We start from the raw sequence: 26,393 nt of genomic DNA on the forward strand, positions 1-26,393 counted from the left end.
AGCAAACGTACCGGAACATATTTTCCGATACATACATTAATTATCTCCTAAATAAAAAGACGGTACAGGCGCCTGAGGATACCCCATACTACGATGAGCTACATAGCTACGGTACAAAGCGTCCTGCATCAACGTTACCCTACGGTCTGTCGCAGGAATATTGGTGCGATAGATACGCAGTTCGCCGGGTAAAGCCGTTATCAATTCCTCGCGCCAATCACCTTCCATATCAGCCATCAGCAATATATCCCCTTTGATATTTTCCGTTAATATCTCACCTTTCCATTTCCAGATACTCTGGTCACGTCCACCGGAAGAGGAACCTGCGCCCCAACGGTTATCGTCTCCTTTGAATGTCTCACGCAACAAATCGGCATCCCACCATATCCAGTTACGGCAACCGGGTATCTCATCTTGAGATACTTGCAGTTTCTTTCCGTCGGCAGTAAGCAAATATCTGTCGGTGCTTCCTCCTTTACGGTCTTCGCTGGCAAAACACTCCAATCCGGGATGAGCAGGGTCAAAATCCGCTACCATGCCGTCGCCTACATGATAGGTCGTATGTCCGATACCCCATATCAATTTACCCGTAGCAGCATCCACTACCGAAACGCCACGGCCGTCTTCCTTTTTCGGTTCACTTACCATAAACACCTGCATGCCCTCCATATCGGGACGCAACTTGCAAAGATACGCTTTGTCGCTGTGTCCCAATCCCGAGGACCACAAAAGCGTTCCGTTATCATCGAGCATACAAGAGCCTAACATAACCTCATCGCGGCCGTCACCGTCTACATCGGCAGTAACCATGCTATGCGCGCCCATACTACGGACAATAGGATTTTCCTCATCACCATCCCAACGCCACACACGTTCCAATTTACCGTTTTTCAACATCCAGGCATCCACAACCATCAACTTATAAGTACCGCGTGCCGCCAGTATGAACGGTGTCTTTCCGTCTAAATAGGCAACTCCCATCTGATTACGATTCTGTCGAATCAGATTTCCGTAACGGTCATTGCGTTCAGGCCAATCCACGCGGTCTATCTCCTGTCCGGTCATGCCGTCCAATACGGAAAGATATTCACTCCCGCCGCAAACGCGCCCTTTCCCGTTCTTCACATAGTCGGCACCCGCCGTTTTAATCGCCACTTCGGCCTTACCGTCTCCATTGAAATCGTAAACGATGAAAGGCGAGTACCAGATACCCGGTTCAATACCCGGCCCCATATCGTATGTCCACAGATAAGTGCCGTCACTCAAATAAGCGGATATTTTATAAGTTTTTCCGGTAGTGTCACCCGGCATGCCCGGGTCGACATTTGTTTCGGGAGTACGGATGATATAATCATAAGCCCCGTCACCGTTCAGGTCGGCCAGCGCTATCTTTCCGGCTTTTGCGTTATCTTTCAGGCGGATAGATGTATAAGGTTTCAAATCGGCCGATACAACCTTCCGTTTTTCCGATACAACCGGTTTCTGTCCTTTTACAACAGCCTCCACCCAATAAACGGCTTGTTCATGAGGGGTGGCATCCACAAAGTCGCAAGTACGGGAAACGGCTTTTTTCGTCAAGCGACGAGTCTTTCCGTCTACTTCACGATATACATGGAAAGCCGTGGCAGGAGCATCCGATGCCAGCAAACGCCAGCTGAGATACACGGATTTGCCGTCCCGGGAAGGAGCGACCGCCAGTCCGCGGTTTAATTTCTCAGTAATCCGTTCTTGAGCGAATCCCTCTACCAACGGTTTAGGTTCGTGCTTAGGGTCAAGAATCTCATAGAAATAGTTTCGTTCACGCGGGTCTTGAGCGTGTAAGGAGCAGAAAGCGCAAACAAACGCTACCCCGGCCCAACTGATTTTCTTCATTGCATTTCGTTTTTAGTTATCTTCAGCGGTATAATACGTACAGGGCCTAACAAACCGCTCGGTACAGGTTCCCAACCGGCATAAGTCCCTTTTTTATAACCAAGCGCCGCAATATTTATATCTTTGAAGATACGCCACTTCACTCCACGGCGATCCATATCGGCTATGCGGTTGGCAGGAAGATTGGTCACTTCTATTTCCAGAATATTCTTTCCCGGACGCAAGTATTGCCCGATGGGGCAACAATAGGGTACAGCCCACAAAGTGGCAACCTCCCTGCCATTGATACGTACACGGGCACTTTCACGAACGTCACCGAGTGAGAGCTGCCAATCCTGAGCAGAGGCGGGATTTTCAATCACAAAAGCGGTTGTATAGCAACCTGTTCCCATAGTTGTTCCGGCACCTTCAAAGGATAAATCCGTCCATGAGCCCAAAGAAACGGAATCCGGTACACTATGTACCGCAGGAGCGCTTTCCACAAACCGCAGGCTCCATAAACCGGACAGTTCGACAGTTCCCTGCGCAACAGTCTGATACTTCCATTCCGGAACCTGTACATCAGCTTCCGTGAAAGTCTTCAATATGGCTGATTCCCCGGAAGCCAATTGTAAATAAACTTCCGTCTTGCCATCCTTCTGGCGCAGAAGAGCCTTACCGGAAGATCCGTTCATCGGATTATAAAGCATAACCGAACGTGCAGGTACAGCCAACGGTATCCAACTTTCCGTATCTTTCCCGGTCAGTGCGGATATGAAATAATGGTAGCCCTCCGTGTTTTTGCGACGAATACAACTCAAATCAAAAGATGTCTTCATCGCCTCCGGTATGGCAGCGGTCTGTGCCAGCGTACGGGCATAATCCGTACCGAAGAACACCGTTTGGCCTTTACCACGTTCATTCCCTAACTTCTTTATCTGCTCCAAAGTACGTTTAAATTCCGTGCGGCGCCGTTCCAATCCGGCATATCCCGGAACATCTTCCGGATATTGATCCAAAAATACAACAGTCGCCCCCTCTTTCGCCAAATCAAGAAGCTTGGCAAGTACATCCGCAGGCATCAAACGCGCCCCGGGAACCACCAATGCCTTATACGTTGTTCCGCCGGACGTTACGATTCTCTTATCGCGACAAGCAGCCGTACGGATGAAATTATCGGAAATATAATCCATATCGTAACCGGCATCATTGATACGGTGCACCGCCTCTATAAAGCCCGGAGCACGCTGTGCCATTTTATGAATATCGAACATCAGCAGTCGTCCGTCCTGCTCCTGCCACATATCATACAACGGCAGATACACAAGAAAGTCATTATCCGGCTGTCCCATTTGCAAGAAGCTCTGACAACGGGATATATACTGGAAGAATGCGGGCGCATCCCGCCATATACTGTTCGTCGGGCTCATATCCACCGTAGCATAAAACTTCCAACCGGGCCAGGCAGCCTCGGCGGGAGAATAGGTCGTGCCATGGAAAAACGTATGATTGACGCCGGAAACGAACATGAGGTCGATATCCGGCTTACATTGCGACAAAGACGTACGGAAATGCTCCGTCAGCCAAGTAAAAGTCTCCGAAGAAGTATAAGGTTTGCCGGCGATATGAGCGCCCGAAGAAGCGTATTTCAGCATGGAGAGGTCGGAGTCATTGGGACGCGTCAGCGAATCCTTACGCAATCCCCGTATACCGAAATCGGATAGGCCGAAGCCTTCGCACTCAGGAATATCCACCGTAGCATAAAGGTCTATCAGATTTCCCGGCGAGCCATGAGCCTGGTTTCTGGTCTTAGACCCGTGCAGATGCGCCCACTCCGTCCACTGACGGGTAAAGTTCTCCTGCAATAATTCACTGAGAGTTTCACGATAATCGGAGATGATGCGTCGGGTTTTGTCCGAACGCTCCCCTGTCGCCAGAAACTCCGGCAGATGTTCTTCCAGTTTATAACCGCGACGTGCCAGAAACTCATCAAAAAGTCCTTCCGACCAGTCCGCCCCGTAAACCTCATAGGAGTCGTTAAAGAAATTATGAGGATAAGCGGTAGCGCTGCCGGACGTATCCTTGAACCGTCCATCGAAAGCGCGTTCAAAACGTCCGAGATAGTTTTTCACGGCACGGGCCGAGAAATGATTCATCACATACCCCTCACCGCCGGGAGCCGCACGTTTCACTTTCTGCAAAGTCTTGCCGCAAAAGGCGGCAATCAAACGCCAATTGCCTTTCGGAGCTTTCCAGCATAGCATTCCGTCTTCCACCTTATTCGTCAAATCCAGACACTTTCCCTTATCGGAAAAAGCCATCAGACGTTCCAATTCGGCATAAGGCCGCTGTTTTCTATCGGCGACTTCTATCTTTTTGTCGAGCGTATTCCCGCCCTCCAACCGGTATTCCGTGACAAACAGTTTGCAGGCTGCGTCTTCTATTCCCACTTCAGGACCGCCGAACGGCCAGCCGGTACCGGTATTCATATCAATCTGCATTCCCAAACGGGACGCTTCACTTTCCGTATATTGCAGCATCTGCATCCATCGGGAAGAGAGAAACGGAATATCCTTCGCGTCGTTTCCCTGCACGCCATAAATCGGAGTAATCTCCATCGTACCCATTCCCGCCGCAGCATACGCTTCCAAATTACAGGTCAGGTTTTCCTTATCCACTGCGCTTCCCATCCACCACCAGCGGGCAGCCGGCTTGGCATCCAAACTAATCTCCGGCCACGAAACATCTTGTGCGGACAAAGCCCCTGCGCAAAATGCAAACATGGCAATACAAAACAACCGATTCATACCTGTCTTATTTTTCCAGTTCCAAACATCCCATAATGAACGGACCTGTTGCCTTGGCATCGTTATCCCTCATCTTCTCACCTATATAATATTCAAAGCTTCCGTCACGATACGGATGACCGCCCAAGCCGCCAACCTGGCAGCAACGGGTCAAAGTCAAAGTACCGTCCTGTTTCTCCACCAATAGCTTGTCTTTCAGACCTTGCAGAGCCTTTTCCGCCACAGCGCGATATTTTGCATCGATATATCCTTTATTCACCGCTTTTGCATAAGCATACATACATTGGGTGGTTACGGATGCCTCGGGGAAATTCCCCTTGCGCTTGGGCTGGTCGATAACCTGGTACCAAAGTCCGGCCTTATCCTGATATTTCGGCAATGTTTCCGCCAATCCGCGAATATAGCCGAGCATATCAGCGCGTCCCGGATGATTTTCCGGTATAAAGTCCAAGGCGTCCACCAGCGCCATAAACCACCAGCCTATACTGCGTCCCCAGAAGTTGGGGGAATGTCCGGTCGCCGGATCGGCCCAACGCTGGCTCTTGCTCTCGTCCCACGCATGATGGTACAATCCTGTCTTGGCATCATAGGTATGTTTATGGCAGAGACGGAATTGCTTCACCGCCTCATCGATCCATTCCGGCCGGTTGAATTCCGCGCCATACTGCGCCATAAACGGAGAAGCCATATACAGCCCGTCCAACCACATCTGATGCTGATAAATCAGTTTATGCCAGAAGCCGCCCTCCAAAGTACGAGGCTGGTTTTTCAATTGTCTGATAAGAATATCCATTGCCGCCTTATATCTCTGATCGCCGGTTTCACGATAGAGGTCGAACAGCACCTTTCCCGAGTTGATGAAATCCAAGTTGTAAGTAGACTTATCATACAGATGAATTTCTCCTTTTTCATTAATCAGAGAGTCGGCCCACTGCTTCACGTAGTCATAGTAACGACGTTCGCCCGTAGTCTTCCACATCTGCAACATGGCGCAACAGCCTACTCCCTGGGCATAGCCGAAAAACAAACGCTTACCGTGGTCCAACTGATAAGCCTGCGGGAAACGCATCATCTCAGAGTCGGCAAACCAACGTGCATACGAGCCTTGTTCCCATGTATCCGTACGGAAAGGCACTGCGGGTAAACCGGACTTATTATAGAGATTCACACGGAAGAAGTTACAAAAACCGTAGCGTACGGCAACCGGTTCCGCCACCTGCGGAGCGGAAACCTCCAACCGGCTGCCTTTTATCACAGCCACCGCCGGATAAAAACGACGGTCGGCCCCTGCAACCAGAAAACCCTTGACCGGAGCATCTTCCGGTGTCATCAATCCGTCTTCGGCATATTCAAAACTCAATACGGCCTTATTGCCGCTAACCTTCATCGTTTTAAAGAGCGGACCGGAATAAGCCACATCCTTACCATATTGTTTGGCAAGCGCCCATAAAGCCATGCGCTCACCGGCCACCCGCTTATTACGCGGATGAATATCCGTAGAATCCGCCGCATCCGTAACGACCGCCATACCCACGTTCTTCAGCCCGCTCTGCCATGTTTTGAGCTGCGCTTCACGAATACCGGCCGGTTGCCCTTTATGCGGAGCAATCTGCATGAAATAGAAAGGCATATCGGGTTGTTTCCATTCTTTCCGCCAACTGTTGATCATATTGGTAAATACCTGCTGATATTTTTCATGGCGAATGGCATTGGATTCTCCCTGATACCAAATATTTCCCTTCACCGTATATCCCAGAATAGGATGAATCATTCCGTTCCAAAGCGTGGAAGGAACCTTGCAATATCCTTTTTCCTGCTTCACGTTCTTCAGGGCGAAATCTTCGAGTACGTCCGTATAAAGCGGATTATTCTTCATGACACCCATTTTCGTCCACGACTCCGCATGCGTGCCGCCCCAGGTAGACTGTATCATACCTACCGGTACATTCAGTTCTTTATGCAATCTGCGTCCGAAAACGAATCCCACCGCCGAGAAATCATACAGGTTTTTCGGCGTGCACACCAGCCACCGGCCTTGGCAATCATCCATTTCACCCTCGGGAGCCAACTGATGTTCCACCCGGAACAAACGCAGCTCCGGATAATCCGCATCTTTCATTTCCTCGGCTTCCGTTATCATACCGGTCATCCATTTTTTATCGGGATGCTTGGAAACCGGATATTCCATATTGGATTGTCCGGTACAAAGCCATACTTCACCTATCAACACATTATTAATAGTAATCGAATTTTCACCGCTCACCGTAACGGACTGCCCCTTTGCGGCCGCAGGCGTTTTCAACTTCACGGTCCATTTACCGTCAGCCGCAGCTTTGGTCGTTACGGCTTTATCCGTCCATGATGTTTTTACCGAAACGCGTTCACCGGGCGTCGCCTTTCCCCACAGATTGACTTGCGCATTTTGCTGCAAAACCATATTATCGGAAAAGATGGCCGGAAGTACCACTTTGGCAGAAACGGAACCTGCCAATACTAAAAGAAAGGAAATAAATCCAAGTAGTTTTTTCATGTGCCTTTGATAGTTTTAATAGAATTAAGAAACGAACTTTATTCTGCATTGCAAAAATAAGAGCTTCACGGCAAACGAGTTCTGAGTCTTTTGGCGGTTCTCTTATTGTTTTTGTCGTTTATCGCCTTTACAAAAGTAAGAAGGTCGTTTGTTTTTCCCAAATCCATCAAAGGAGAATATATACGGAATTATTTCAAATAATTCTTTAGAGGACAGTCCGTAGCTTTTAATCCTTCTGCGATGCTTTCGGCATTGAGGTGCGCCCCCTTTAGCGAAGTATGCGTATGATCTTTATTAAAGTACTCACTTACCGCACGTAATCCTTGTTCCCAACCTTTTTTTTGCAATTTGTCCGCTGTGAGTTTATTCAAATCAATAAAATACGCTCCGGTTCGCTCTGCCGCTTCACGAGTCCATTTACCGAAAGAGTCGGTATTACGCTGAATTTGTCCATTATCCCACACATTGCGTGGAGTGTGGCTGAGCACAATAGGAATAGCACCCTTTTCTTTCACATCCATAATAAATTTACGTAAGTACCAGCCGAAAGTATAAACGACCTGATATTTTCCGGTAGACTCCATCAAGAACACCTTGCTCTCATTTCCAGCTCCGGGCAATTCTGCACGCGCTTTGCCAGTATTAACAGCCCCGGCATCATTATGACCAAACTGAATAAGTACAAAATCACCGGGCTGCAGTGCACCGTATACTTTATCCCAACGCCCTTCATCCAAATAAGTACGGGCACTACGTCCGGCTTTAGCGCAATTTTCAACCGTTATCCTATTCAAATCAAATTCATCCGCAATAACACTGCCCCAGCCCCACATACCATTCTCATCGTTATCGTTATTCTTCACCGTGCTGTCACCCACGGTAAACAGTACCGGACACCCCTTCCTACGGTTCTTACCCATAACAGTATCCTGATCCATCGGCTTCAAATAATCGGCAAGTTGCAACCCTTTACATTTACGGATACCTTCAATTGCCGACTCCGCATTAACACGGGCGCCAAAAGCACTGGTATGAATACGATCAAGGTAGAACATATATTTCACTTTCTCTTTACCATACCTTTCAAATTTACGGGCGGTAATCTCATTTAAATCAATGAAAGGTATCCGTTGTTCTTTAGCTATCCGTTTAGCCCACAAACCAAAAGTTTTATTTACACGTGTAATAATCGTACTATCCTTGTCGTCCCACGCATTACGGGGAGTCAGAGATAAAAGGACTGGATGCGCCCCTTTTGCTTTTACATCCCGTACAAAACGTCTCATATATTCACCATAGGTATATACCGTTTCCTTTGCGCCCGTTTCTTTGATTATCACATTCAAACTGTCTTTTCCGATTCCCGAAATAGAAGCACGCGCACGACCACTATCATACGGTCCGTTATCATTATGTCCCAGTTCTATAAAAACCCAATCATCCGGACGTATCCCTTTAAGAACTTCCGGCCAAAGGCGGTTATAAAAAGTCCGGCTGCTTGTTCCGCCTAACGCGTGATTTTCCACTGTTATTTTATTAACATCAAAATACTCGCCCACGTAATATCCCCATCCCCATTGTCCGTTATTTCCATTGCCCAAAGTACCGGTACGCATGGTGGAATTCCCCACTAAAAAAAGTACAGGATTATCCCCTCTGCGACTGGAACCGGCGATAGGCCTCACAGTCCGCGCCTTATTCAAACTGTCCAACGTATTATCAATTACATTATTTACATCCTTCATCGGAGCGGCAACTCTATTTTGAGCACACAATGACAGATTGATAGAAAGCGCAATACACCCCGGCAATAAGTAGCATAAGAAACTTTTTTTCATAACAAGCATTTCATTTTAATAAAAGAAACCATCTATATTTTACACGTCTACAAATATTCTTCATGACACCCTTTTCGTCCACGATTCCACATACGTGCCGTCCCAGATAGATTGACTGCGCATTTTGCTACAAAGCCATATTATCGAAAAAAAATGACCGGAAGTACCACTTTGGCAGAAACGGAACCTGCCAATACCAAAAGAAAGGAAATAAATCCAAGTAGTTTTTTCATGTGCCTTTGATAGTTTTAATAGAATTAAGAAACGAACTTTATTCTGCATTGCAAAAATAAGAGCTTCATGGCAAACGAGTTCTGAGCCTTTTGGCGGTTCTCTTATTGTTTTTGTCGTTTATCGCCTTTATAAAGGCCGGAAGCTGTCTTATTTTTACAAACCTTATACTATCCGCCGTTCAAAGCAACGAACGGCACAAAAGTCTTACCTTGACACACTTACGTACAAAGAGAATCAATCGCCGAATTTCACCAGCTCTACCCTTTCGCCCAAGACACGGCAATATTTACCGTTTTCCTTACGGCGTTCGGGGATAAACTGCACGCGGACAGCTTTCACTTGCTCCGTACTGACCTCTTCGGGCGTATCCACTCCGTTTCCCGCGCAGCTCAATTTGTAGTAGAAAGAGCCAAGCCCGTCCAGATGGACACTGTTGCCGTTCTCCATAAAGAATGACATGACTTCCGGCAACGAACGGATTACCGCATGCACATCCGCGGGCGTAACCGTACACTTCCGGCTGATGGCTTCTCCCAAATCCTGCGTATTGACTGTGTGTTTGTTGACACATGCACGGGGAAACCATTTGTATTTCCCGCCTACTTTGGCACGACTCTTTTTATAAAACATACCGACTTTATTTTAAAAGGTGAATAACTTCCTCAGGCTGCCTGCCTGAGGTTACCGCAAAGATACGATTAAAAGCCTTCTAATATACTATTAAAAGGCTTTTAATTATATATTGTAAGCCTTTTAATCATACCTCGGTCATAGGCTCATCACGGGTAACCCTACGGACAAGTCCGCCATCCCCGCCAAGAAACAGTCCCAAGCATGCATACATATACCGTTGTTTTTACAATATATTGCATATAAAGAATAAAAAAATTCTCATTTCTGTATATTCTTTCCAAAATATTCCCTACTTTTGCGCCGTTCTAAGAATAATTATACAGAAAGATGAAAAAGAAAGCTAATCGGTTAGATGCCATCAAGATGATAATCTCAAGCAAAGACATCAGTTCTCAGGAAGAATTGTTGCAGGCTTTGGGGAAAGAGGGCTTTGAACTGACGCAAGCCACCTTGTCGCGCGACTTAAAGCAACTGAAAGTAGCCAAAGCGGCCAATATGAACGGGAAATATGTATATGTACTGCCTAACAACATCATGTACAAACGCAGCAACGACCAAAGCGCCAGCGAAATGCTGATGACCAGCGGGTTCGTTTCACTTCATTTCTCCAAGAATATTGCCGTCATCCGTACCCGTCCGGGCTATGCCAGCAGCATGGCCTACGACATCGACAACCGCGAATGTCCCGCCGTACTGGGCACTATCGCCGGGGACGATACGATAATGATGGTTCTGCACGAGGCTGCATCCCATGAAGAGGTGCGTGTTTTTCTGTCACAAATCATTCCTAACATGAAGTAAGTCAGTATAACTATAATATAACGAAATAAAAGAAATGGATTCGAAACAAATTGATGTGATGGTAGCTGATGCCTCACATGAAGTTTACGTGGATAAGATTTTGGATACCATCCGAGAAGCTGCCAAGGTACGCGGAACGGGCATCGCAGAACGCACGCATGAATACGTAGCGACTAAAATGAAAGAAGGAAAAGCTATCATAGCTTTGTGTGGAGAGGAATTCGCCGGTTTCACTTACATCGAGAGTTGGGGAAACAAGCAATATGTAGCTACATCGGGACTTATCGTACATCCCGACTACCGCGGCCTGGGACTTGCAAAACGCATTAAGACGGCTTCTTTCCGCCTGGCACGCCTGCGATGGCCCAAGGCCAAGATTTTCAGTCTGACCAGCGGGGCTGCTGTCATGAAGATGAATACCGAACTGGGCTACGTACCGGTTACTTTCAATGAGCTGACAGACGACGAGTCTTTCTGGAAAGGTTGCGAGGGCTGCATCAACCATGACATATTAGTAGCCAAAAACCGGAAGTTCTGCATCTGCACGGCAATGCTTTACGACCCGAATTTACACGAAGAAGATAAAATATAAATAAATGAGGAATTATGAATGAAGAATGAAGAATTTGGCTGCGCTTTATGCTGCATAGTAATTCTTCATTCTTAATTCTTCACTCTTAATTTAAAACTTATGGAAGCAAAGAAGAAAAAAGTAGTGGTCGCATTCAGCGGTGGTCTGGATACTTCATTCACAGTTATGTATCTGGCTAAAGAGAAAGGATACGAAGTATATGCGGCTTGCGCCAACACCGGTGGTTTCAGCCCCGAGCAGTTGAAAACCAACGAAGAAAACGCCTACAAGTTGGGTGCCGTAAAATATATCACTTTGGACGTAACGCAGGAATATTACGAAAAGAGCTTGAAATACATGGTATTCGGCAATGTGTTGCGTAACGGCACTTATCCCATATCCGTAAGTTCCGAACGTATCTTCCAGGCATTGGCCATTGCACGCTATGCCAACGAAATAGGCGCAGATGCCATTGCGCATGGGTCTACCGGCGCGGGCAACGACCAGATACGCTTCGACATGACTTTCCTTGTAATGGCTCCGGGCGTGGAAATCATCACCTTGACACGCGACATGGCATTGAGCCGCCAGGAAGAGATAGACTATCTGAACAAACACGGCTTTGCAGCCGACTTCGCCAAACTGAAATATTCCTATAACGTAGGTTTGTGGGGTACTTCCATTTGCGGCGGTGAGATTCTGGATTCCGCACAGGGACTTCCCGAAAGCGCTTACCTGAAACATTGTACAAAAGAAGGCAGCGAGCAGTTGCGCCTGACCTTTGAAAAGGGTGAACTTAAAGCGGTCAATGATGAAAAGTTTGACGACCCCATCAAAGCCATCCAGAAGGTAGAGGAAATCGGCGCGGCTTACGGCATCGGCCGTGACATGCACGTGGGCGATACGATTATCGGTATCAAAGGCCGTGTAGGTTTTGAAGCCGCCGCTCCCATGCTGATTATCGGCGCGCACAAGTTCCTTGAGAAATACACATTGAGCAAATGGCAGCAATACTGGAAAGACCAGGTAGCCAACTGGTACGGCATGTTCCTGCACGAAAGCCAATACCTGGAACCGGTAATGCGCGATATTGAAGCCATGCTGGAGTCTTCTCAGCGCAATGTAAACGGTACCGCCATTCTCGAACTCCGTCCGCTCAGCTTCTTCACCGTAGGCGTGGAGAGTGAAGACGACCTTGTAAAGAACAAATTCGGCGAATACGGTGAAATGCAGAAAGGCTGGACTGCGGAAGACGCCAAAGGCTTCATCAAAGTGACCTCCACCGCACTGCGCACCTATTACTCAAACCACAAAGAAGAAAAAGAAAACATCTGATATGGAAAAGAAACTGACACGTTCCGTCAACGACAAAATGCTTGGCGGTGTATGTAGCGGCCTCGCCAAATACTTCGGTCTGGACCCTACACTGGTACGCTTGGGATATGCCTTTCTCTCGATATTCACTGCCGGGTTTCCCGGAATCGTGCTCTACATCTTGGCCTGTATCATCATACCTAAAGACACTGCAATATGATTAAAGTAGGAATCATCGGCGGAGCCGGATACACGGCAGGCGAACTGATACGCCTGTTGCTGAATCATCCCGAAGCGGAAATCGTATTCATCAACAGCTCGAGTAATGCCGGCAACAAAATTACCGACGTACACGAAGGACTGTACGGAGAAACAGATTTAGTATTCACCGACGAACTTCCGTTGGACGAGATTGATGTGCTTTTCTTCTGCACGGCACATGGCGACACCAAGAAATTCATGGAAAGCCATAACCTGCCGGAAGACTTGAAAATAATCGACCTCTCCATGGACTATCGCATCAAGAGCGATGACCATGACTTTATTTACGGACTGCCCGAGTTGAACCGCCGGGCTACCTGTACGGCAAAGCATGTTGCCAATCCCGGATGCTTCGCAACCTGCATCCAGCTGGGATTGCTTCCGCTTGCCAAGCACCTGATGCTGAACGATGACATTATGGTGAATGCCATCACCGGCAGTACCGGTGCGGGCGTCAAGCCGGGAGCGACAAGCCACTTCAGCTGGCGCAACAACAACATGAGTGTGTACAAAGCTTTCGAGCACCAGCACGTGCCCGAAATCAGGCAATCGCTCAAACAGCTCCAGAACAGCTTTGATTCGGACATCGATTTCATCCCCTACCGCGGCGATTTTCCCCGCGGCATTTTTACCACTATCGTGATAAAGACCAAAGTGGCGCTGGAAGAGATTGTCCGTATGTACGAAGAGTATTACGCCAAAGACTCCTTTACGCATATCGTCGACAAGAACATAGATTTGAAGCAGGTTGTCAACACCAACAAATGCCTTATACATTTGGAAAAGCATGGTGACAAGCTTCTTATCATTTCCTGTATAGACAACTTGCTGAAAGGAGCCAGCGGCCAAGCCGTACACAACATGAATCTGATGTTCAATTTGGAAGAAACGGTCGGCCTCAGGCTGAAGCCATCGGCCTTTTAATGAAGAACGAAAAATGAAGAATGAAGAATTCACGTAACAGAACAGACTCACTGCTACATGCCAAAAGTTATGTATTCGCATTGAGGATAATACGCATGACAAAATTCTTGCGAGAGAATAAACAGGAATTTATTTTGAGTAAACAAATTCTTCGTTCAGGCACGGCAATAGGAGCGTTAGTTCGAGAGTCCGAGTTTGCCCAAAGCCGCCCCGACTTCATTAACAAGTTAAGTGTTGCACTGAAAGAAGCCAACGAAACGGATTATTGGCTGAATCTGCTAAAAGATTCAGATTACATCGCCAATAATTCGTTTGACAGTATAGATAGCGATTGCGGAGAACTGATAGCTTTGCTCATCTCCTCAATCAAAACAGTTAAAAATAACATGAATGCAGGATAGAAGGATTGTGCTCTCCCTCAATTCTTCATTCCTCATTCTTAATTCTTCATTGAAATGAAACTATTCGATGTATATCCCCTTTTCGACATTAATATTGTCAAAGGAAAAGGCTGCCATGTATGGGACGACAAAGGTACGGAATACCTCGACCTCTACGGCGGTCATGCGGTAATCTCTATCGGGCATGCACATCCGCATTACGTAGAGATGATCAGCAAACAAGTTGCCACACTCGGATTCTATTCCAATTCCGTTATCAACAAACTGCAGCAACAACTGGCAGAACGGTTGGGCAAGGTCTGCGGATACGACGATTACTCCCTGTTCCTTATCAACAGCGGAGCCGAAGCCAACGAGAACGCGTTGAAACTCGCTTCGTTCTATAACGGACGGACACGCGTGGTATCTTTCTCAAAGGCTTTCCACGGACGGACTTCATTGGCAGTAGAGATGACCGACAATCCTAAAATCATCGCCCCTATCAATAACTGCGGACACGTAACCTATCTCCCGCTGAACGACATAGAGGCAATGAAAGCCGAACTGTCAAAAGGCGATGTATGCGCCGTAATCATCGAAGGCATTCAGGGAGTGGGCGGCATACAGCTACCGACCGATGAGTTTATGCAAGCCCTGCGTGAAACCTGTACCAAATACAATACCATACTGGTTCTGGATGAAATCCAGAGCGGTTACGGACGTAGCGGCAAGTTCTTTGCCCACCAGTACAACGGCATTAAAGCCGACATCATCACCGTAGCCAAAGGTATAGGCAACGGCTTCCCGATGGCAGGCATACTTATCAGTCCGATGTTCACTCCTGTTTACGGACAGCTTGGAACGACTTTCGGCGGCAACCATCTGGCTTGTAGCGCAGCGCTTGCCGTATTGGATGTCATCGAGCAGGAAGAGCTCGTAGCCAACGCTGCCAAAACAGGCGCATACCTGCTGGAAGAACTGAAGAAATTCCCGCAAATCAAAGAAGTGCGCGGACGCGGATTAATGATCGGTCTTGAATTTGAAGAACCTATCAAAGAACTGCGTCTGAAATTACTGAAAGAACAACATGTGTTTACGGGTGTCAGCGGTACGAACGTACTCCGCCTGTTGCCGCCTCTATGCCTCGGCATGGACGAAGCGAACCTCTTCCTGGAACGTTTTAAGAAAGTACTTTGATATTTGAAGAATAATCAGCCGACAAAAGAGACGACCGAAAGAAGAATACCTTCCTGTTTCGGTCGTTTTTTATAGAAAATCCATACCTTTGCCGGAAGACAACATTTTAAATTACAAGATGATATGAAAACAGCAATTATCGGTGCAGGAAATATGGGCGGGTCTATCGCCCGCGGTTTGGCCAAAGGAACCATCATCCCGGCCAATGACATCATTGTTTCTAATCCTACGCAAAGTAAATTGGATGTACTGAAGGCAGAATTCCCGGCGTTGCAAACCACACGCGACAACCAGGAAGCCGTGACCGGAGCCGAGCTTATCATACTCGCCGTTAAACCGTGGCTGATGAAGTCCGTAGTGAGCGAACTCAAACTGAAAAGCAAACAGATACTTATCTCCGTGGCGGCCGGCATACCTTTCGAGGAGTTGGCGCACTATGTGGCAGATAAGGAAATGACTATGTTCCGCCTCATCCCCAACACCGCTATCAGCGAGATGGAGAGCATGACGCTTATCTCCAGCCGGAATGCAAGCAAAGAACAGGAACAACTGCTGCTCGACATCTTCAACCAGATGGGACTTGCCATGCTGATTCCCGAGGAAAAAATAGCGGCTGCCACCGCCATGACTTCCTGCGGCATTGCTTACGTACTGAAATATATCCAGGCCGCCATGCAAGCCGGAATAGAGATGGGCATTTACCCCAAGGACGGAATGCGCATGATAGCCCAATCGGTAAAAGGCGCCGCCGAACTGATACTGAACAACGATACGCATCCCAGTGTGGAGATTGACAAAGTATGCACTCCCGGCGGAATTACAATCAAGGGCATCAATGAGCTGGAGCACCGGGGATTCTCCTCCGCCATTATCAATGCCATAAAAGCAAGTAAATAACAGAACTAATCCACTTAATACGAACCACATGGACGAACAGATTAAACAAATCGCCGAACGCCTGCGCGGATTGCGCGACGTATTGGAGCTGACTACCGAAGACATCGCCCGCGATTGCGACATCTCGGCAGAAGAATACCGTCTTGCAGAAACGGGAGAGTTTGACATCTCCGTAAGCATGCTGCAAAAGATAGCCCGCCGTTACGGCATTGCGCTGGACGCATTGATGTTCGGCGAAGAACCGAAAATGAGCAGCTACTTCCTTACCCGTGCAGGAAAAGGAACCAGCATCGAGCGTACAAAAGCCTATAAATACCAATCACTGGCCGCCGGCTTCATGAACCGCAACGCCGATCCGTTCATCGTTACCGTAGAGCCCAAACCGGAAAACGATCCGATACATTACAACAGCCACTCGGGACAGGAATTCAACCTCGTTCTGGAAGGCCGCATGATGCTGAGTATCGACGGCAAAGATTTAATTTTAAACGAAGGAGACAGTTTGTATTTCAACTCCAAACTGCCTCACGGCATGAAAGCGCTGGACGGAAAGAAAGTACGGTTCCTTGCTGTAATCATGTAACAACATAAATGAAGAATGAAGAACGAAGAATGAAGAACGGGGTGTATGCTTATGCCGTACATCAGGTTCTTAATACCCAATTCCCCATTCTTAATCCCTAAAGTTATGGTAGAAAGATTTTTATCGCAAACGTCCTTCACTTCTCAAGAGGACTTTATCAAGAATTTAAAGATTAACGTACCGGAGAATTTCAACTTCGGTTATGATGTAGTGGATGCCTGGGCTGCCGAACAACCCGACAAGCCCGCATTGCTCTGGACCAACGACAAGGGCGAACAAATCCAGTTCTCATTTGCCGACATGAAGCGCTATACGGACATGACGGCTTCCTATTTCCGGAGTCTCGGCATCGGGCACGGGGATATGGTAATGCTGATTCTGAAACGCCGTTATGAGTTCTGGTTCAGCATCATCGCACTGCACAAACTGGGTGCCGTCGTTATTCCCGCCACACATTTACTTACCAAGAAAGATATCGTATACCGATGCAATGCCGCAGACATCAAGATGATTGTCTGTGCAGGCGAAAGCGTCATTACCGACCATATCACCGCCGCCATGCCGGATTCTCCGAGTGTGAAGAAGCTGGTGAGTGTAGGTCCGGAGATAGCCGAAGGCTTTGAGGATTTCCACAAAGGCATAGCCGATGCCGCCCCGTTCGTAAGACCGGAACACGCCAACAGCAACGATGACATTTCCTTGATGTACTTCACCAGCGGAACCACCGGTGAGCCGAAGATGGTAGCCCACGACTTCACGTATCCTTTGGGACATATCGTTACCGGAAGTTTCTGGCATAATCTGCATGAAAACAGCCTGCATCTCACCATTGCCGATACAGGTTGGGGAAAAGCCGTATGGGGCAAACTGTACGGGCAGTGGATAGCCGGTGCCAACATCTTTGTATACGACCACGAGAAATTCACTCCCGCCGATATTCTGACAAAGATACAGGACTATCACGTCACCTCGCTTTGCGCGCCGCCTACCATCTTCCGGTTCCTGATTCACGAAGACCTGACGAAGTACGACCTCTCGTCATTGCAGTATTGCACCATTGCCGGCGAAGCGCTGAATCCCGCCGTATTCGATACATTCAGGAAACTGACAGGCATCAAACTGATGGAAGGCTTCGGACAGACCGAAACCACCCTTACCGTAGCCACCATGCCGTGGATGCAACCCAAGCCGGGCAGCATGGGACTTCCGAACCCGCAATACGATGTAGACCTGATAGACTATGACGGCCGTTCGGTAGAAGCCGGTGAACAAGGACAGATTGTAATCCGCACCGACAAAGGCAAACCGCTCGGTCTGTTCAAAGAATATTATCGAGACGCCAACCGCACCCATGAAGCATGGCACGATAACATCTACTACACCGGCGACGTTGCCTGGAAAGACGAGGACGGTTATCTCTGGTTCGTGGGACGCGCCGACGACGTTATCAAGAGCAGCGGTTATCGCATCGGCCCGTTCGAAGTGGAAAGCGCCCTGATGACGCATCCCGCGGTTATAGAATGCGCCATTACCGGAGTTCCCGATGAAATCCGGGGACAAGTGGTGAAAGCTACCATCGTACTGTCCAAAGAATATAAGGACCGTGCAGGAGAAGAACTGATTAAGGAGTTGCAGAACCACGTAAAGAAAGTGACCGCACCTTACAAGTATCCGCGCGTCATAGAGTTTGTAGACGAACTTCCCAAAACCATCAGCGGTAAAATACGCCGTGTGGAAATCCGGAAGAACGATGAGAAATAACCGCTTCGAACAAAGAAGAGGTATACAAGGTTTATAAAAGAAGGAATGTGCCTAAATGATGATTAACATATCATTTTGGCACATTCCCTTTATTTTTAGGGATGAGACTTACCGTTTCCGCACTATATCCTGCAAACGGAAAAAGGCATCCGAATAACGCGCTCCCCACAATTCATACCTTTCACACTGCATTTCCACCTTACGTGAAAAGTTATCCCAGCTTTTCTTCTCTACCGGCGACCAGACATTCTCGGCCAACGCCGCCATACGGGGAAAGAGAGAAAACTCCACTTTCCATGTAGTAGGAATATACTCTGTCCATAGGCACCCTTGCGCGCCCCAGATAAGTTCAGTCTGTCGGTCAGTCAAAGAATCGGGAACAATTTGGAAATCATACACCTTCTCCAATGATAAAGGTCCTCTCGGCCCTATCTCGGATTGTGTACGGCTTTCTTTCATGTTGAAATACGACCATGCCGAACAGGCAAATATGGCACGGTGCCCGGTTTTCAATGCTTTCACGCCATAGTTCGGACGGCGCCAATTCATGATAATGCAATCCTCGGATATACCGCCTTCCAATATCTCGTCCCAGCCGACAAGCGTTTTCCCTTTAGCGTTGACAACATCCTGTACATAATGGATAAAATAGCTTTGCAAGGCTTTCTCGTCAGCCAGACCATGGTCGCGCATGAACCGTTGCGTTTGCTCGGATTCCTGCCACCAGCGTTTGGCGCATTCATCACCCCCCACATGGATGTATTGCCCGGGAAATAAGTCGCACAGTTCCGAGAATACATCTTTCAGAAAGTCGAAAACTTCCGGTTTGGGAGCAAGCACATTATTGAATTTATTGAAGATTCCCCAGGTAAGCGCACATTTCTTCGGCTCATCCGGTGTAGTACTGAATTGAGGATAAGTGGCAAGCACAGCCATGCAATGCCCGGGAATGTCAATCTCCGGTATAACGGTGATGTATCGCTCGGCGGCATATCGTACCACCTCGCGGACGTCTTCGTGAGTGTAGTAACCGCCATAAGGAAGCGGCTGATACTTTCCCGGATACAGTCCTTCTATTTCCCCTTCGCGCACAGAACCTTTCGCCGTCAGCTCAGGCCGGCACTTCATCTCTACACGCCAGGCCTGGTCGTCCGTAAGATGCCAATGAAAATAATTCAGTTTGTGCAAAGCAAGATAGTCTATATACTTCTTGATAAACTCTACCGGAAAGAAATGGCGTACCACATCCAGATGCATCCCCCGATAAGCGAAACGGGGATAATCCACGACCTTGGCCGCTGCAAGAATCGGCAATACACCGGCTCGTACGGGCAACATCTGAATCAAAGTCTGTACCCCGTAAAATACGCCTGCCGCATCATTTCCTTCAATACGGATACCCGTACCGGGAATAACTTCCAGCCGATAACCTCCGGAAACTTCACCGTTGTTCCGATTGACCAGAACGATACCGTTTACCGCCTTATCAGCCGTACGCTTTTTCCCCTTCTTTGGCACATCGACCCGCAGAGGGATACCTAAATAACGATTTGTATAATCGGCAAGAAAATCAGCCGACGCAACCAGGGAAGAATCGGACACGCGGACAAGCATGCCTCTTTCAATTTGAACCGTCCCCTCGCCGGCAACGGTTATCTCCGCCGGTTCGGGAATAATACTGAACTGTTTCTCCTGAGCCTGTCCGGCAAGTGCGGAGATTGCAAAGATTGCAGTCATAAATTTCCTGAATAACATAGATGATGAATTATTAGCTTTGCAAATATAAGCTTTTTATGTAGATAAAACGATAAAAGGACTATATTTGCACGTGAATCGGGCTTTGCAAAAAGAATCCAATCACTAACGAAGAACGCCACGACACATGGGTAGTAGAATGCGGGCAGGAAGAGAGATGCTTCTCTTAATGATTATCCTGTTCCTGTCCGGCCATATATGCGCGCAAGATAGCTATATCCACCGCCTCGGCATTGAAGGCCGACCGGGATATATATTCCCCACCAGCTCTTTCCTGCGGGGCGAAAACTATATGCGCAAAAGACTGGGTTCCGCCTGCTCCGCCCATCTGAAATACTCATTCCAACTGCAACCGGGTACGGCCGCCGACCGAGTATACGGAAGTTCTTATCAGGGAATAGGAGTAGGCTATTTCGATTTCGGCAACCGCAGGGAGATGGGAACGCCTGTCGCCCTCTACGCTTTTCAAGGCGCCCGTATTGCCAGGTTCACTCCCCGCTTATCACTTAATTACGAATGGGGATTCGGCGCATCTTTCGGCTGGAAACCATACGATTACCTCGCCAACGCCAATAATACCGTTATAGGAACCAAAGTCAATGCATATCTCAATGCCGGAATTCATCTGAACTGGATACTGTCTCCGCGGTTCGACCTCAATATCGGCGCAGCGGCGGTACATTTCTCTAACGGCAATACCCAATATCCCAATACCGGTTTGAATACGGTAGATTTTAAAATCGGAGTGGTATATAATTTCAATCGGGATATAGACAAAGCGTTACAACCGTCACAACAAATTCCGGTTCCGTCATTCCCCAGGCATGTCAGTTATGACCTGACACTGTTCGGTTCGTGGCGGAGGAAAGCTATCGATGTACCGGGTGGACAGGTCCCGGCTCCCGACAAATATGCCGTAGCAGGATTCTGCTTTGCCCCTATGTATAATTTCGGGTATAAGTTCCGCGCAGGAGTATCTTTGGATGGCGTGTATGATGCAAGCGCCAATATTTACGCCAAAGATTACATTACCCCGCTCGACGGCGGCAATGAGGAAGACGCGTTCGGTATTCCCCCGCTTCGCAAGCAACTTTCATTGGGTGTATCCGCACGTGGAGAATGGGTGATGCCTTATTTCACTGTCGGCATAGGTTTCGGCGCCAATATCCTGCATGGCGGTGGCGACCTCCAATCATTCTACCAAATATTGGCTCTCAAAATTGACATGACCCGCGACACCTTTCTGCACATAGGATATAACCTGAAAGATTTCCATGAGCCCAACTACCTGATGCTCGGTATAGGTTATCGGTTTAATAATAAACGTCCCCGTCTGTATCATTAATCCGGACGAATACGCAACATCTCATTTTGACTATAGTGAAAAAGTTTTTTGATATATGGCAAAATGAATTATCACAGTAGAGAAAAACGATTAGAGTATGTATTCAGCAGAAATGCTGTTTATGCAAGATACCCTTTCACCTTTCATATCTTTCTATTTATGCGGGTTAGCGGGTGAAGGGGTACCAAATGTATTGATTTGATTTCATAAGAGTGTCGCTTCCTCCGTCCTGCAAGGCGAAATAATTCATCTTGCGGGATAGATTTATTCATCCCACGAAACAAAATTATCCGTCTCATAAGATGAATCCATTCATCCCGTGAGATGATTTTAAAGGATTTACGGGTTGTGCCTGTAATATACCTGCGGGAAAAGAAAAAGCTCCGCAAATCATTGATTTACAGAGCTTTTATAAAACATTTGTACTCGAAGCGGGACTTGAACCCGCACAGCCGCAATGGCCAAAGGATTTTAAGTCCTTCGTGTCTACCATTCCACCATTCGAGCATCCTTAAAAAGGAGAGCGGAAAACGAGACTCGAACTCGCGACCCTAACCTTGGCAAGGTTATGCTCTACCAACTGAGCTATTTCCGCAGGTTTCCGGAGAACGGATGCAAAGATAAATAGTTTCCCCGTTACAGCCAAACTTTTCACCGGAAAAAAGTTAACTAAGTAGCGTGTACGATGTTAACCGAGCTGTCATTGATTAGTTAACATCCTGAGCAGAGGAAGTTAACATCGTACGCCACAATAAGTTAATTCTCTACGATTACCGACCGAGCAATACTTTCTCGGCCTGTTCCATTGTCTCAAAATTAAAGCCATCTACAACTTTCCGCATCAAACCGGAGATTTCGTCATTGCACAGATTACCTATACTGCCTTCATGCGTATGATGTACCTCTTTGCCATGAGAGAACTTACCGGCTTCAATGTCCAAACCGACTTTCTTATAAGCATCCCGGAACGGCATACCTTCACGAGCCAGACGATTCACCTCTTCCACACTAAAAATAAGCAGGTACTTATCGTCGTCAAGGATATGTTCGTTCACTTTGATTTCGTTCATTATATAAGTCGTCATCTGCAAACAATCCTTCAACTCCTGAAAAGCAGGCAGGAATACTTCCTTAATAATCTGCAAGTCGCGGAAATATCCGGAAGGCAGATTATTGGCTATCATCATTATCTGCTGGGGCAACGACTGAAGCTTATTGCATTTGGCACGTGTCAGTTCAAAAACATCCGGATTCTTCTTATGCGGCATAATGCTTGAACCGGTAGTGCACTCATCCGGCAACTTCACAAACCCGAAGTTCTGGCTATTGAACATACAGGCATCAAACGCCAGCTTGGAAATCGTACCCGCAATGCTTGCCAAAGCAAAAGCTACATTACGCTCCATTTTTCCACGCCCCATTTGGGCATACACCACATTATAATTCAGCGAATCGAAGCCCAACAGCCGGGTAGTCATTGTACGATTCAAAGGGAAGGACGAACCATATCCGGCGGCAGAGCCCAGCGGATTACGATTACACATCTTAAAGGCAGCCTGCAAGAACAGCATATCATCCACCAGACTCTCCGCATAAGCGCCAAACCACAATCCGAAAGACGACGGCATCGCTATCTGCAAATGAGTATAGCCCGGCATCAGCACATTTTTATAACGTTCGCTCTGCATGATAAGCACATGGAAAAGTTGCTCCACAGCTTCGGCGATTTCCTTTATCTCCGTACGGGTAAAGAGTTTCAAGTCCAGCAGCACCTGGTCGTTGCGAGAGCGACCGCTATGGATTTTCTTTCCCACATCACCCAACTTACGAGTCAGCATCAACTCCACCTGAGAGTGAACATCTTCCACCCCCTCTTCTATCACAAACTCCCCATTCTCTGCAGCCGCATAGATATTCTTTAATTCCGCGAGCAGCAGGGACAATTCATCTTTCGTCAGCAAGCCGATACTTTCCAGCATCGTGATATGTGCCATAGAGCCCAACACATCATGCTTTGCCAGGTAAAGATCCATCTCACGGTCACGTCCCACCGTAAAACGCTCTATATCCTTATTTACCTGAACGGATTTTTCCCAAAGTTTCTGAGCCATAAGATTCAGTAATTAGTAATTAATCAGTGACAAGGTCTCTGCCATTTTCTCCAGTCCTTCCTGTAAAGGTTTCTGCACCATAGTTTTCATAAACGGATTTAATTCCATACCGATGGTGAGTTTCATTTTACATTCCGTTTCTGTAACGGGCACTATCTGTATCCACAGATTGAACGGCAGAGGCGAGGTTGTTGTTGCAAACTTGATACACTTACAAGGTTCTTTCTCCACAATCTGCAATACGATTTTCCCAACCGGAGGTACTTCTATCGACAGCGTTTCCGCATCAAAACTCAAATTCTTCACCTTGTCCTGCGGTAGGCGGTCTTTTACCTTATCCAAATTGCTAAGGTCTGAAAGCTTCTCATAAACAGCATTTTGCGAAGCAGGTATTACCTTCACCGCGCTCTCAAATTTTGTCATAATCCAATGGTCTTTAAAAGACAAAAAGAACTATCCGGACAGTATCTATCCGAATGGCTCTTTCGTCATAATCTATCATTATATAAAATAAGTCTTATTTTCCGGCTTCCCAATGCGCAGGGTCTTTACGCCATTCGTTCAGCGTAGCCACATCTTCTTCTTCAATGTAACCTGTACGAAGAGCGACTTCCATAACAGCTTCATAATTGGTCAGTGTCACCAAAGGAACTTTAGCATCCTTGAATGCTTTTTCCGCGATGGGGAATCCGTAAGTGTAAGCGGCAACCATACCGATTACTTCGCATCCGTCACGACGGATAGCTTCAACGGCTTTTAAGCTGCTTCCACCGGTAGAAATCAAATCTTCCACCACTACCACTTTCATGCCCGGACGAAGTTCGCCTTCTATCAAGTTCTCCAAACCGTGGTCTTTCGGAGTAGAGCGTACATATACAAATGGCAGGTTCAATGCATCAGCCACCAATGCTCCCTGAGGAATAGCTCCCGTAGCAACACCGGCAATAGCATCAACCTGACCGAAACGTTCCAGAATCAGACGCGTAATTTCCAACTTCACGAAATTACGGAGAGAAGGATATGAAAGAGTTTTACGGTTATCACAGTAAAACGGGGATTTCCATCCTGATGCCCAAGTAAATGGATTAGCGGGTTGTAGTTTAATCGCTTTAATCTTCAACAACTTCTCTGCAAACAATCTTTCTAAAGTTTTCATAGCTAAACTAACTATTATGATAAATATGCCGCAAAAATACAGAAAGCTAACGAGAATAAAAAAAAGAATACGGATAATTTTTACTCCAAATCATCATTTTCATCAGAAAGCGTAATGCAATGACGAATATCCTTCATTTCGAATCCCCGGCTCAGAGCGAAACGTACCAACTTATTATTCAGCTCGAACTCATTTTCCGCATGAACGCTCTTGCGCTTGGCCGCCAGTAAATCATTCAGAACGGCAAGATATTCATCTTCGTCAATCTCATTCAGGTACTGAAAGAAAACTCTTTGGGGGATTTTCTTTAATTGGAGCGCCTGCCCTATCTTTATTTTTCCCCATTTGGCAAAACGGTACTTATCATGGATAAAGGCGCGGCAAAAGCGTTCCTCATCAATGTATTTTTCCTGTTCCAAACGGTTGATGATACGGTCTATGGCATCATAAGAAATACCCCAACGCTGCAATTTCTCCGTTACTTCCGCACGGCAATGCTCTGCAGTAGAACAATAAGCGGCCAGGCGGCTTAAAGCATCTGTTTCTGTAATTTCTATCATCGTTCTGCGATTACAATTCGGTCATTTCCGGAAATATCTTTTAGAACCTGTAGATTGGTATATCCCTGCTCACAAAGCATCGTCGCCGTAGCTTCTCCGTAAGCCCGATTTATTTCAAAATACAACCGGCCGCCGGGCGCAAGCATCGTCTTGCCCAATTCCGCTATCCGCCGGTAAAAAAGCAATGGATCGTTATCCGGAACAAACAATGCCGAAAAAGGTTCCCAGTCCAGCACATTGCGCTCCATCGTTTGCTTCTCCGACTCTGTGACATATGGCGGATTACTGACAATGACATCATAACATTCGCTGTCTCCCGGTGTATAGGTCAGTACGTTTTGCCGGAGAAAGCGTACATTTCCTCCGAGCATATCGTTATTTCGTCGGGCAATATTCAAAGCTTCATCCGAAATATCCCAGGCTGTTACTTTCGCATCCGGAAAGGCTTTGGAAAGAGAGACCGCGATACATCCGCTCCCCGTTCCTATATCAAGAACACGGGCATCGGACGCAATCTCCTTTAACATCGTTTCCACCAATTCCTCCGTTTCCGGACGGGGAATCAGCACGCCGGGAGCCACGTGATAGGAACGTTCCAAAAAGCGGGCGGTTCCCTGTATATACTGTATCGGTTCAAAATTATGCAAACGAGCGAGAATGCCATCCAAATCCTGCATCTCTTTTGGGGATAAAATTATATCTTTGCCCAGATAATAATCAACCGCCGTCTGTCCCAGTATTTCGCAACAGACAATGCGGGATAGATTGGCAGCTTCTTGTGCAGAGTAACTCTCCTGCAAAGTACGGCGAATATGAGCAACGGAAATATTCATAACGTTCGGCATTTCGAGCTGCAAAAATAGTGGAAGTTTAAGAGTAATACA

The 26,393-nt window shown here is 47.3% G+C and carries 22 protein-coding genes and 2 tRNA genes; 11 read left to right on the forward strand and 13 right to left on the reverse strand.

The window, feature by feature from the left end; all coding sequences use genetic code 11:
• Positions 1-36 precede the first annotated feature (36 nt).
• The 5 genes from BUB52_RS13305 to BUB52_RS13325 form a co-directional block, all read right to left on the reverse strand.
• Positions 37-1,872, reverse strand: coding sequence for a rhamnogalacturonan lyase family protein (locus tag BUB52_RS13305; RefSeq protein WP_009121893.1), 1,836 nt, complete (start codon positions 1,870-1,872; stop codon positions 37-39).
• Complete coding sequence (locus BUB52_RS13310) at positions 1,869-4,658, reverse strand: alpha-L-rhamnosidase (RefSeq protein WP_083554549.1); 2,790 nt, start codon at positions 4,656-4,658, stop codon at positions 1,869-1,871. Before BUB52_RS13310 ends, BUB52_RS13305 begins: the two co-directional genes overlap by 4 nt.
• A gap of 7 nt (positions 4,659-4,665) precedes the next feature.
• Complete coding sequence (locus tag BUB52_RS13315; RefSeq protein ID WP_009121891.1) at positions 4,666-7,188, reverse strand: glycoside hydrolase family 88 protein; 2,523 nt, start codon at positions 7,186-7,188, stop codon at positions 4,666-4,668.
• 188 nt (positions 7,189-7,376) lie between these two features.
• On the reverse strand, positions 7,377-9,026 hold the full coding sequence (locus BUB52_RS13320) for a rhamnogalacturonan acetylesterase (protein WP_039950709.1): 1,650 nt from the start codon (positions 9,024-9,026) through the stop codon (positions 7,377-7,379).
• Between the two features lie 468 nt (positions 9,027-9,494).
• Positions 9,495-9,890 (reverse strand): HU family DNA-binding protein, encoded by a 396-nt coding sequence (locus BUB52_RS13325; RefSeq protein WP_009121888.1) that lies wholly within the window; start codon positions 9,888-9,890, stop codon positions 9,495-9,497.
• A gap of 330 nt (positions 9,891-10,220) precedes the next feature.
• On the opposite strand from BUB52_RS13325, the gene BUB52_RS13330 reads away from it, so the two are divergent.
• The 10 genes from BUB52_RS13330 to BUB52_RS13375 all read left to right on the forward strand — a co-directional run bounded on the left by BUB52_RS13330 (position 10,221) and on the right by BUB52_RS13375 (position 18,582).
• Entirely contained in the window at positions 10,221-10,694 is a 474-nt protein-coding gene (locus tag BUB52_RS13330) for an arginine repressor (RefSeq protein WP_009121886.1), read from the forward strand.
• Positions 10,695-10,728: 34 nt separating this feature from the next.
• Positions 10,729-11,286, forward strand: a complete 558-nt coding sequence (locus BUB52_RS13335) for a GNAT family N-acetyltransferase (RefSeq protein WP_009121885.1) — start codon at positions 10,729-10,731, stop codon at positions 11,284-11,286.
• A 99-nt stretch (positions 11,287-11,385) separates the two neighbouring features.
• Positions 11,386-12,600 (forward strand): argininosuccinate synthase, encoded by a 1,215-nt coding sequence (locus BUB52_RS13340; RefSeq protein ID WP_009121884.1) that lies wholly within the window; start codon positions 11,386-11,388, stop codon positions 12,598-12,600.
• A gap of 1 nt (position 12,601) precedes the next feature.
• A complete protein-coding gene (locus BUB52_RS13345) occupies positions 12,602-12,799 on the forward strand; it encodes a PspC domain-containing protein (protein WP_009121883.1) in 198 nt (65 codons plus the stop codon).
• Positions 12,796-13,764 (forward strand): N-acetyl-gamma-glutamyl-phosphate reductase, encoded by a 969-nt coding sequence (gene argC / locus BUB52_RS13350; protein WP_009121882.1) that lies wholly within the window; start codon positions 12,796-12,798, stop codon positions 13,762-13,764. The genes BUB52_RS13345 and argC overlap by 4 nt, the downstream gene beginning before the upstream one ends.
• A gap of 20 nt (positions 13,765-13,784) precedes the next feature.
• The gene (locus tag BUB52_RS13355) at positions 13,785-14,165 is read left to right on the forward strand and encodes a four helix bundle protein (protein WP_009121881.1); all 381 of its coding nucleotides are present in this window, start codon (positions 13,785-13,787) and stop codon (positions 14,163-14,165) included.
• Between the two features lie 54 nt (positions 14,166-14,219).
• The gene (locus tag BUB52_RS13360) at positions 14,220-15,341 is read left to right on the forward strand and encodes an aspartate aminotransferase family protein (RefSeq protein ID WP_009121880.1); all 1,122 of its coding nucleotides are present in this window, start codon (positions 14,220-14,222) and stop codon (positions 15,339-15,341) included.
• A gap of 123 nt (positions 15,342-15,464) precedes the next feature.
• A complete protein-coding gene (gene proC / locus BUB52_RS13365) occupies positions 15,465-16,238 on the forward strand; it encodes a pyrroline-5-carboxylate reductase (RefSeq protein WP_009121879.1) in 774 nt (257 codons plus the stop codon).
• A gap of 28 nt (positions 16,239-16,266) precedes the next feature.
• Positions 16,267-16,821 (forward strand): helix-turn-helix domain-containing protein, encoded by a 555-nt coding sequence (locus BUB52_RS13370; protein WP_009121878.1) that lies wholly within the window; start codon positions 16,267-16,269, stop codon positions 16,819-16,821.
• Between the two features lie 105 nt (positions 16,822-16,926).
• The gene (locus BUB52_RS13375; protein WP_039950708.1) at positions 16,927-18,582 is read left to right on the forward strand and encodes an AMP-binding protein; all 1,656 of its coding nucleotides are present in this window, start codon (positions 16,927-16,929) and stop codon (positions 18,580-18,582) included.
• A gap of 108 nt (positions 18,583-18,690) precedes the next feature.
• On the opposite strand, the gene BUB52_RS13380 is transcribed toward BUB52_RS13375, so the two are convergent.
• Positions 18,691-20,319 (reverse strand): beta-N-acetylhexosaminidase, encoded by a 1,629-nt coding sequence (locus BUB52_RS13380; RefSeq protein WP_254302473.1) that lies wholly within the window; start codon positions 20,317-20,319, stop codon positions 18,691-18,693.
• Positions 20,320-20,464: 145 nt separating this feature from the next.
• On the opposite strand from BUB52_RS13380, the gene BUB52_RS13385 reads away from it, so the two are divergent.
• On the forward strand, positions 20,465-21,682 hold the full coding sequence (locus BUB52_RS13385; protein ID WP_009121875.1) for an acyloxyacyl hydrolase: 1,218 nt from the start codon (positions 20,465-20,467) through the stop codon (positions 21,680-21,682).
• Positions 21,683-22,105: 423 nt separating this feature from the next.
• On the opposite strand, the gene BUB52_RS13390 is transcribed toward BUB52_RS13385, so the two are convergent.
• From BUB52_RS13390 to prmC, 7 genes are all read right to left on the reverse strand, one after another.
• Positions 22,106-22,189: transfer RNA gene (locus BUB52_RS13390), tRNA-Leu, on the reverse strand.
• A gap of 15 nt (positions 22,190-22,204) precedes the next feature.
• Positions 22,205-22,277 (reverse strand) — tRNA-Gly (locus tag BUB52_RS13395).
• A gap of 175 nt (positions 22,278-22,452) precedes the next feature.
• The gene (argH, locus tag BUB52_RS13400; RefSeq protein ID WP_009121874.1) at positions 22,453-23,793 is read right to left on the reverse strand and encodes an argininosuccinate lyase; all 1,341 of its coding nucleotides are present in this window, start codon (positions 23,791-23,793) and stop codon (positions 22,453-22,455) included.
• Between the two features lie 12 nt (positions 23,794-23,805).
• Complete coding sequence (locus BUB52_RS13405) at positions 23,806-24,216, reverse strand: SRPBCC family protein (protein ID WP_009121873.1); 411 nt, start codon at positions 24,214-24,216, stop codon at positions 23,806-23,808.
• Between the two features lie 94 nt (positions 24,217-24,310).
• Entirely contained in the window at positions 24,311-24,949 is a 639-nt protein-coding gene (pyrE, locus tag BUB52_RS13410; RefSeq protein ID WP_009121872.1) for an orotate phosphoribosyltransferase, read from the reverse strand.
• Between the two features lie 80 nt (positions 24,950-25,029).
• Positions 25,030-25,509 (reverse strand): regulatory protein RecX, encoded by a 480-nt coding sequence (locus BUB52_RS13415; protein WP_009121871.1) that lies wholly within the window; start codon positions 25,507-25,509, stop codon positions 25,030-25,032.
• Positions 25,506-26,342, reverse strand: coding sequence for a peptide chain release factor N(5)-glutamine methyltransferase (prmC, locus tag BUB52_RS13420; RefSeq protein ID WP_039950706.1), 837 nt, complete (start codon positions 26,340-26,342; stop codon positions 25,506-25,508). The genes BUB52_RS13415 and prmC overlap by 4 nt, the downstream gene beginning before the upstream one ends.
• Positions 26,343-26,393: the final 51 nt, after the last annotated feature.

Origin of the sequence: Bacteroides clarus YIT 12056 (assembly GCF_900129655.1) — a bacterium.
Classification (GTDB): Bacteria; Bacteroidota; Bacteroidia; order Bacteroidales; family Bacteroidaceae; genus Bacteroides; species Bacteroides clarus.

What these genes read in the sequence shown, in the direction of transcription:
- BUB52_RS13305 (WP_009121893.1), bottom strand. Translation starts at nt 1,872, where the DNA reads ATGAAGAAAATCAGTTGGGCCGGGGTAGCGTTTGTTTGCGCTTTCTGC.
- BUB52_RS13310 (WP_083554549.1), bottom strand. Translation starts at nt 4,658, where the DNA reads ATGAATCGGTTGTTTTGTATTGCCATGTTTGCATTTTGCGCAGGGGCT.
- BUB52_RS13315 (WP_009121891.1), bottom strand. Translation starts at nt 7,188, where the DNA reads ATGAAAAAACTACTTGGATTTATTTCCTTTCTTTTAGTATTGGCAGGT.
- BUB52_RS13320 (WP_039950709.1), bottom strand. Translation starts at nt 9,026, where the DNA reads ATGAAAAAAAGTTTCTTATGCTACTTATTGCCGGGGTGTATTGCGCTT.
- BUB52_RS13325 (WP_009121888.1), bottom strand. Translation starts at nt 9,890, where the DNA reads ATGTTTTATAAAAAGAGTCGTGCCAAAGTAGGCGGGAAATACAAATGG.
- BUB52_RS13330 (WP_009121886.1), top strand. Translation starts at nt 10,221, where the DNA reads ATGAAAAAGAAAGCTAATCGGTTAGATGCCATCAAGATGATAATCTCA.
- BUB52_RS13335 (WP_009121885.1), top strand. Translation starts at nt 10,729, where the DNA reads ATGGATTCGAAACAAATTGATGTGATGGTAGCTGATGCCTCACATGAA.
- BUB52_RS13340 (WP_009121884.1), top strand. Translation starts at nt 11,386, where the DNA reads ATGGAAGCAAAGAAGAAAAAAGTAGTGGTCGCATTCAGCGGTGGTCTG.
- BUB52_RS13345 (WP_009121883.1), top strand. Translation starts at nt 12,602, where the DNA reads ATGGAAAAGAAACTGACACGTTCCGTCAACGACAAAATGCTTGGCGGT.
- argC (WP_009121882.1), top strand. Translation starts at nt 12,796, where the DNA reads ATGATTAAAGTAGGAATCATCGGCGGAGCCGGATACACGGCAGGCGAA.
- BUB52_RS13355 (WP_009121881.1), top strand. Translation starts at nt 13,785, where the DNA reads ATGAAGAATTCACGTAACAGAACAGACTCACTGCTACATGCCAAAAGT.
- BUB52_RS13360 (WP_009121880.1), top strand. Translation starts at nt 14,220, where the DNA reads ATGAAACTATTCGATGTATATCCCCTTTTCGACATTAATATTGTCAAA.
- proC (WP_009121879.1), top strand. Translation starts at nt 15,465, where the DNA reads ATGAAAACAGCAATTATCGGTGCAGGAAATATGGGCGGGTCTATCGCC.
- BUB52_RS13370 (WP_009121878.1), top strand. Translation starts at nt 16,267, where the DNA reads ATGGACGAACAGATTAAACAAATCGCCGAACGCCTGCGCGGATTGCGC.
- BUB52_RS13375 (WP_039950708.1), top strand. Translation starts at nt 16,927, where the DNA reads ATGGTAGAAAGATTTTTATCGCAAACGTCCTTCACTTCTCAAGAGGAC.
- BUB52_RS13380 (WP_254302473.1), bottom strand. Translation starts at nt 20,319, where the DNA reads ATGACTGCAATCTTTGCAATCTCCGCACTTGCCGGACAGGCTCAGGAG.
- BUB52_RS13385 (WP_009121875.1), top strand. Translation starts at nt 20,465, where the DNA reads ATGGGTAGTAGAATGCGGGCAGGAAGAGAGATGCTTCTCTTAATGATT.
- argH (WP_009121874.1), bottom strand. Translation starts at nt 23,793, where the DNA reads ATGGCTCAGAAACTTTGGGAAAAATCCGTTCAGGTAAATAAGGATATA.
- BUB52_RS13405 (WP_009121873.1), bottom strand. Translation starts at nt 24,216, where the DNA reads ATGACAAAATTTGAGAGCGCGGTGAAGGTAATACCTGCTTCGCAAAAT.
- pyrE (WP_009121872.1), bottom strand. Translation starts at nt 24,949, where the DNA reads ATGAAAACTTTAGAAAGATTGTTTGCAGAGAAGTTGTTGAAGATTAAA.
- BUB52_RS13415 (WP_009121871.1), bottom strand. Translation starts at nt 25,509, where the DNA reads ATGATAGAAATTACAGAAACAGATGCTTTAAGCCGCCTGGCCGCTTAT.
- prmC (WP_039950706.1), bottom strand. Translation starts at nt 26,342, where the DNA reads ATGAATATTTCCGTTGCTCATATTCGCCGTACTTTGCAGGAGAGTTAC.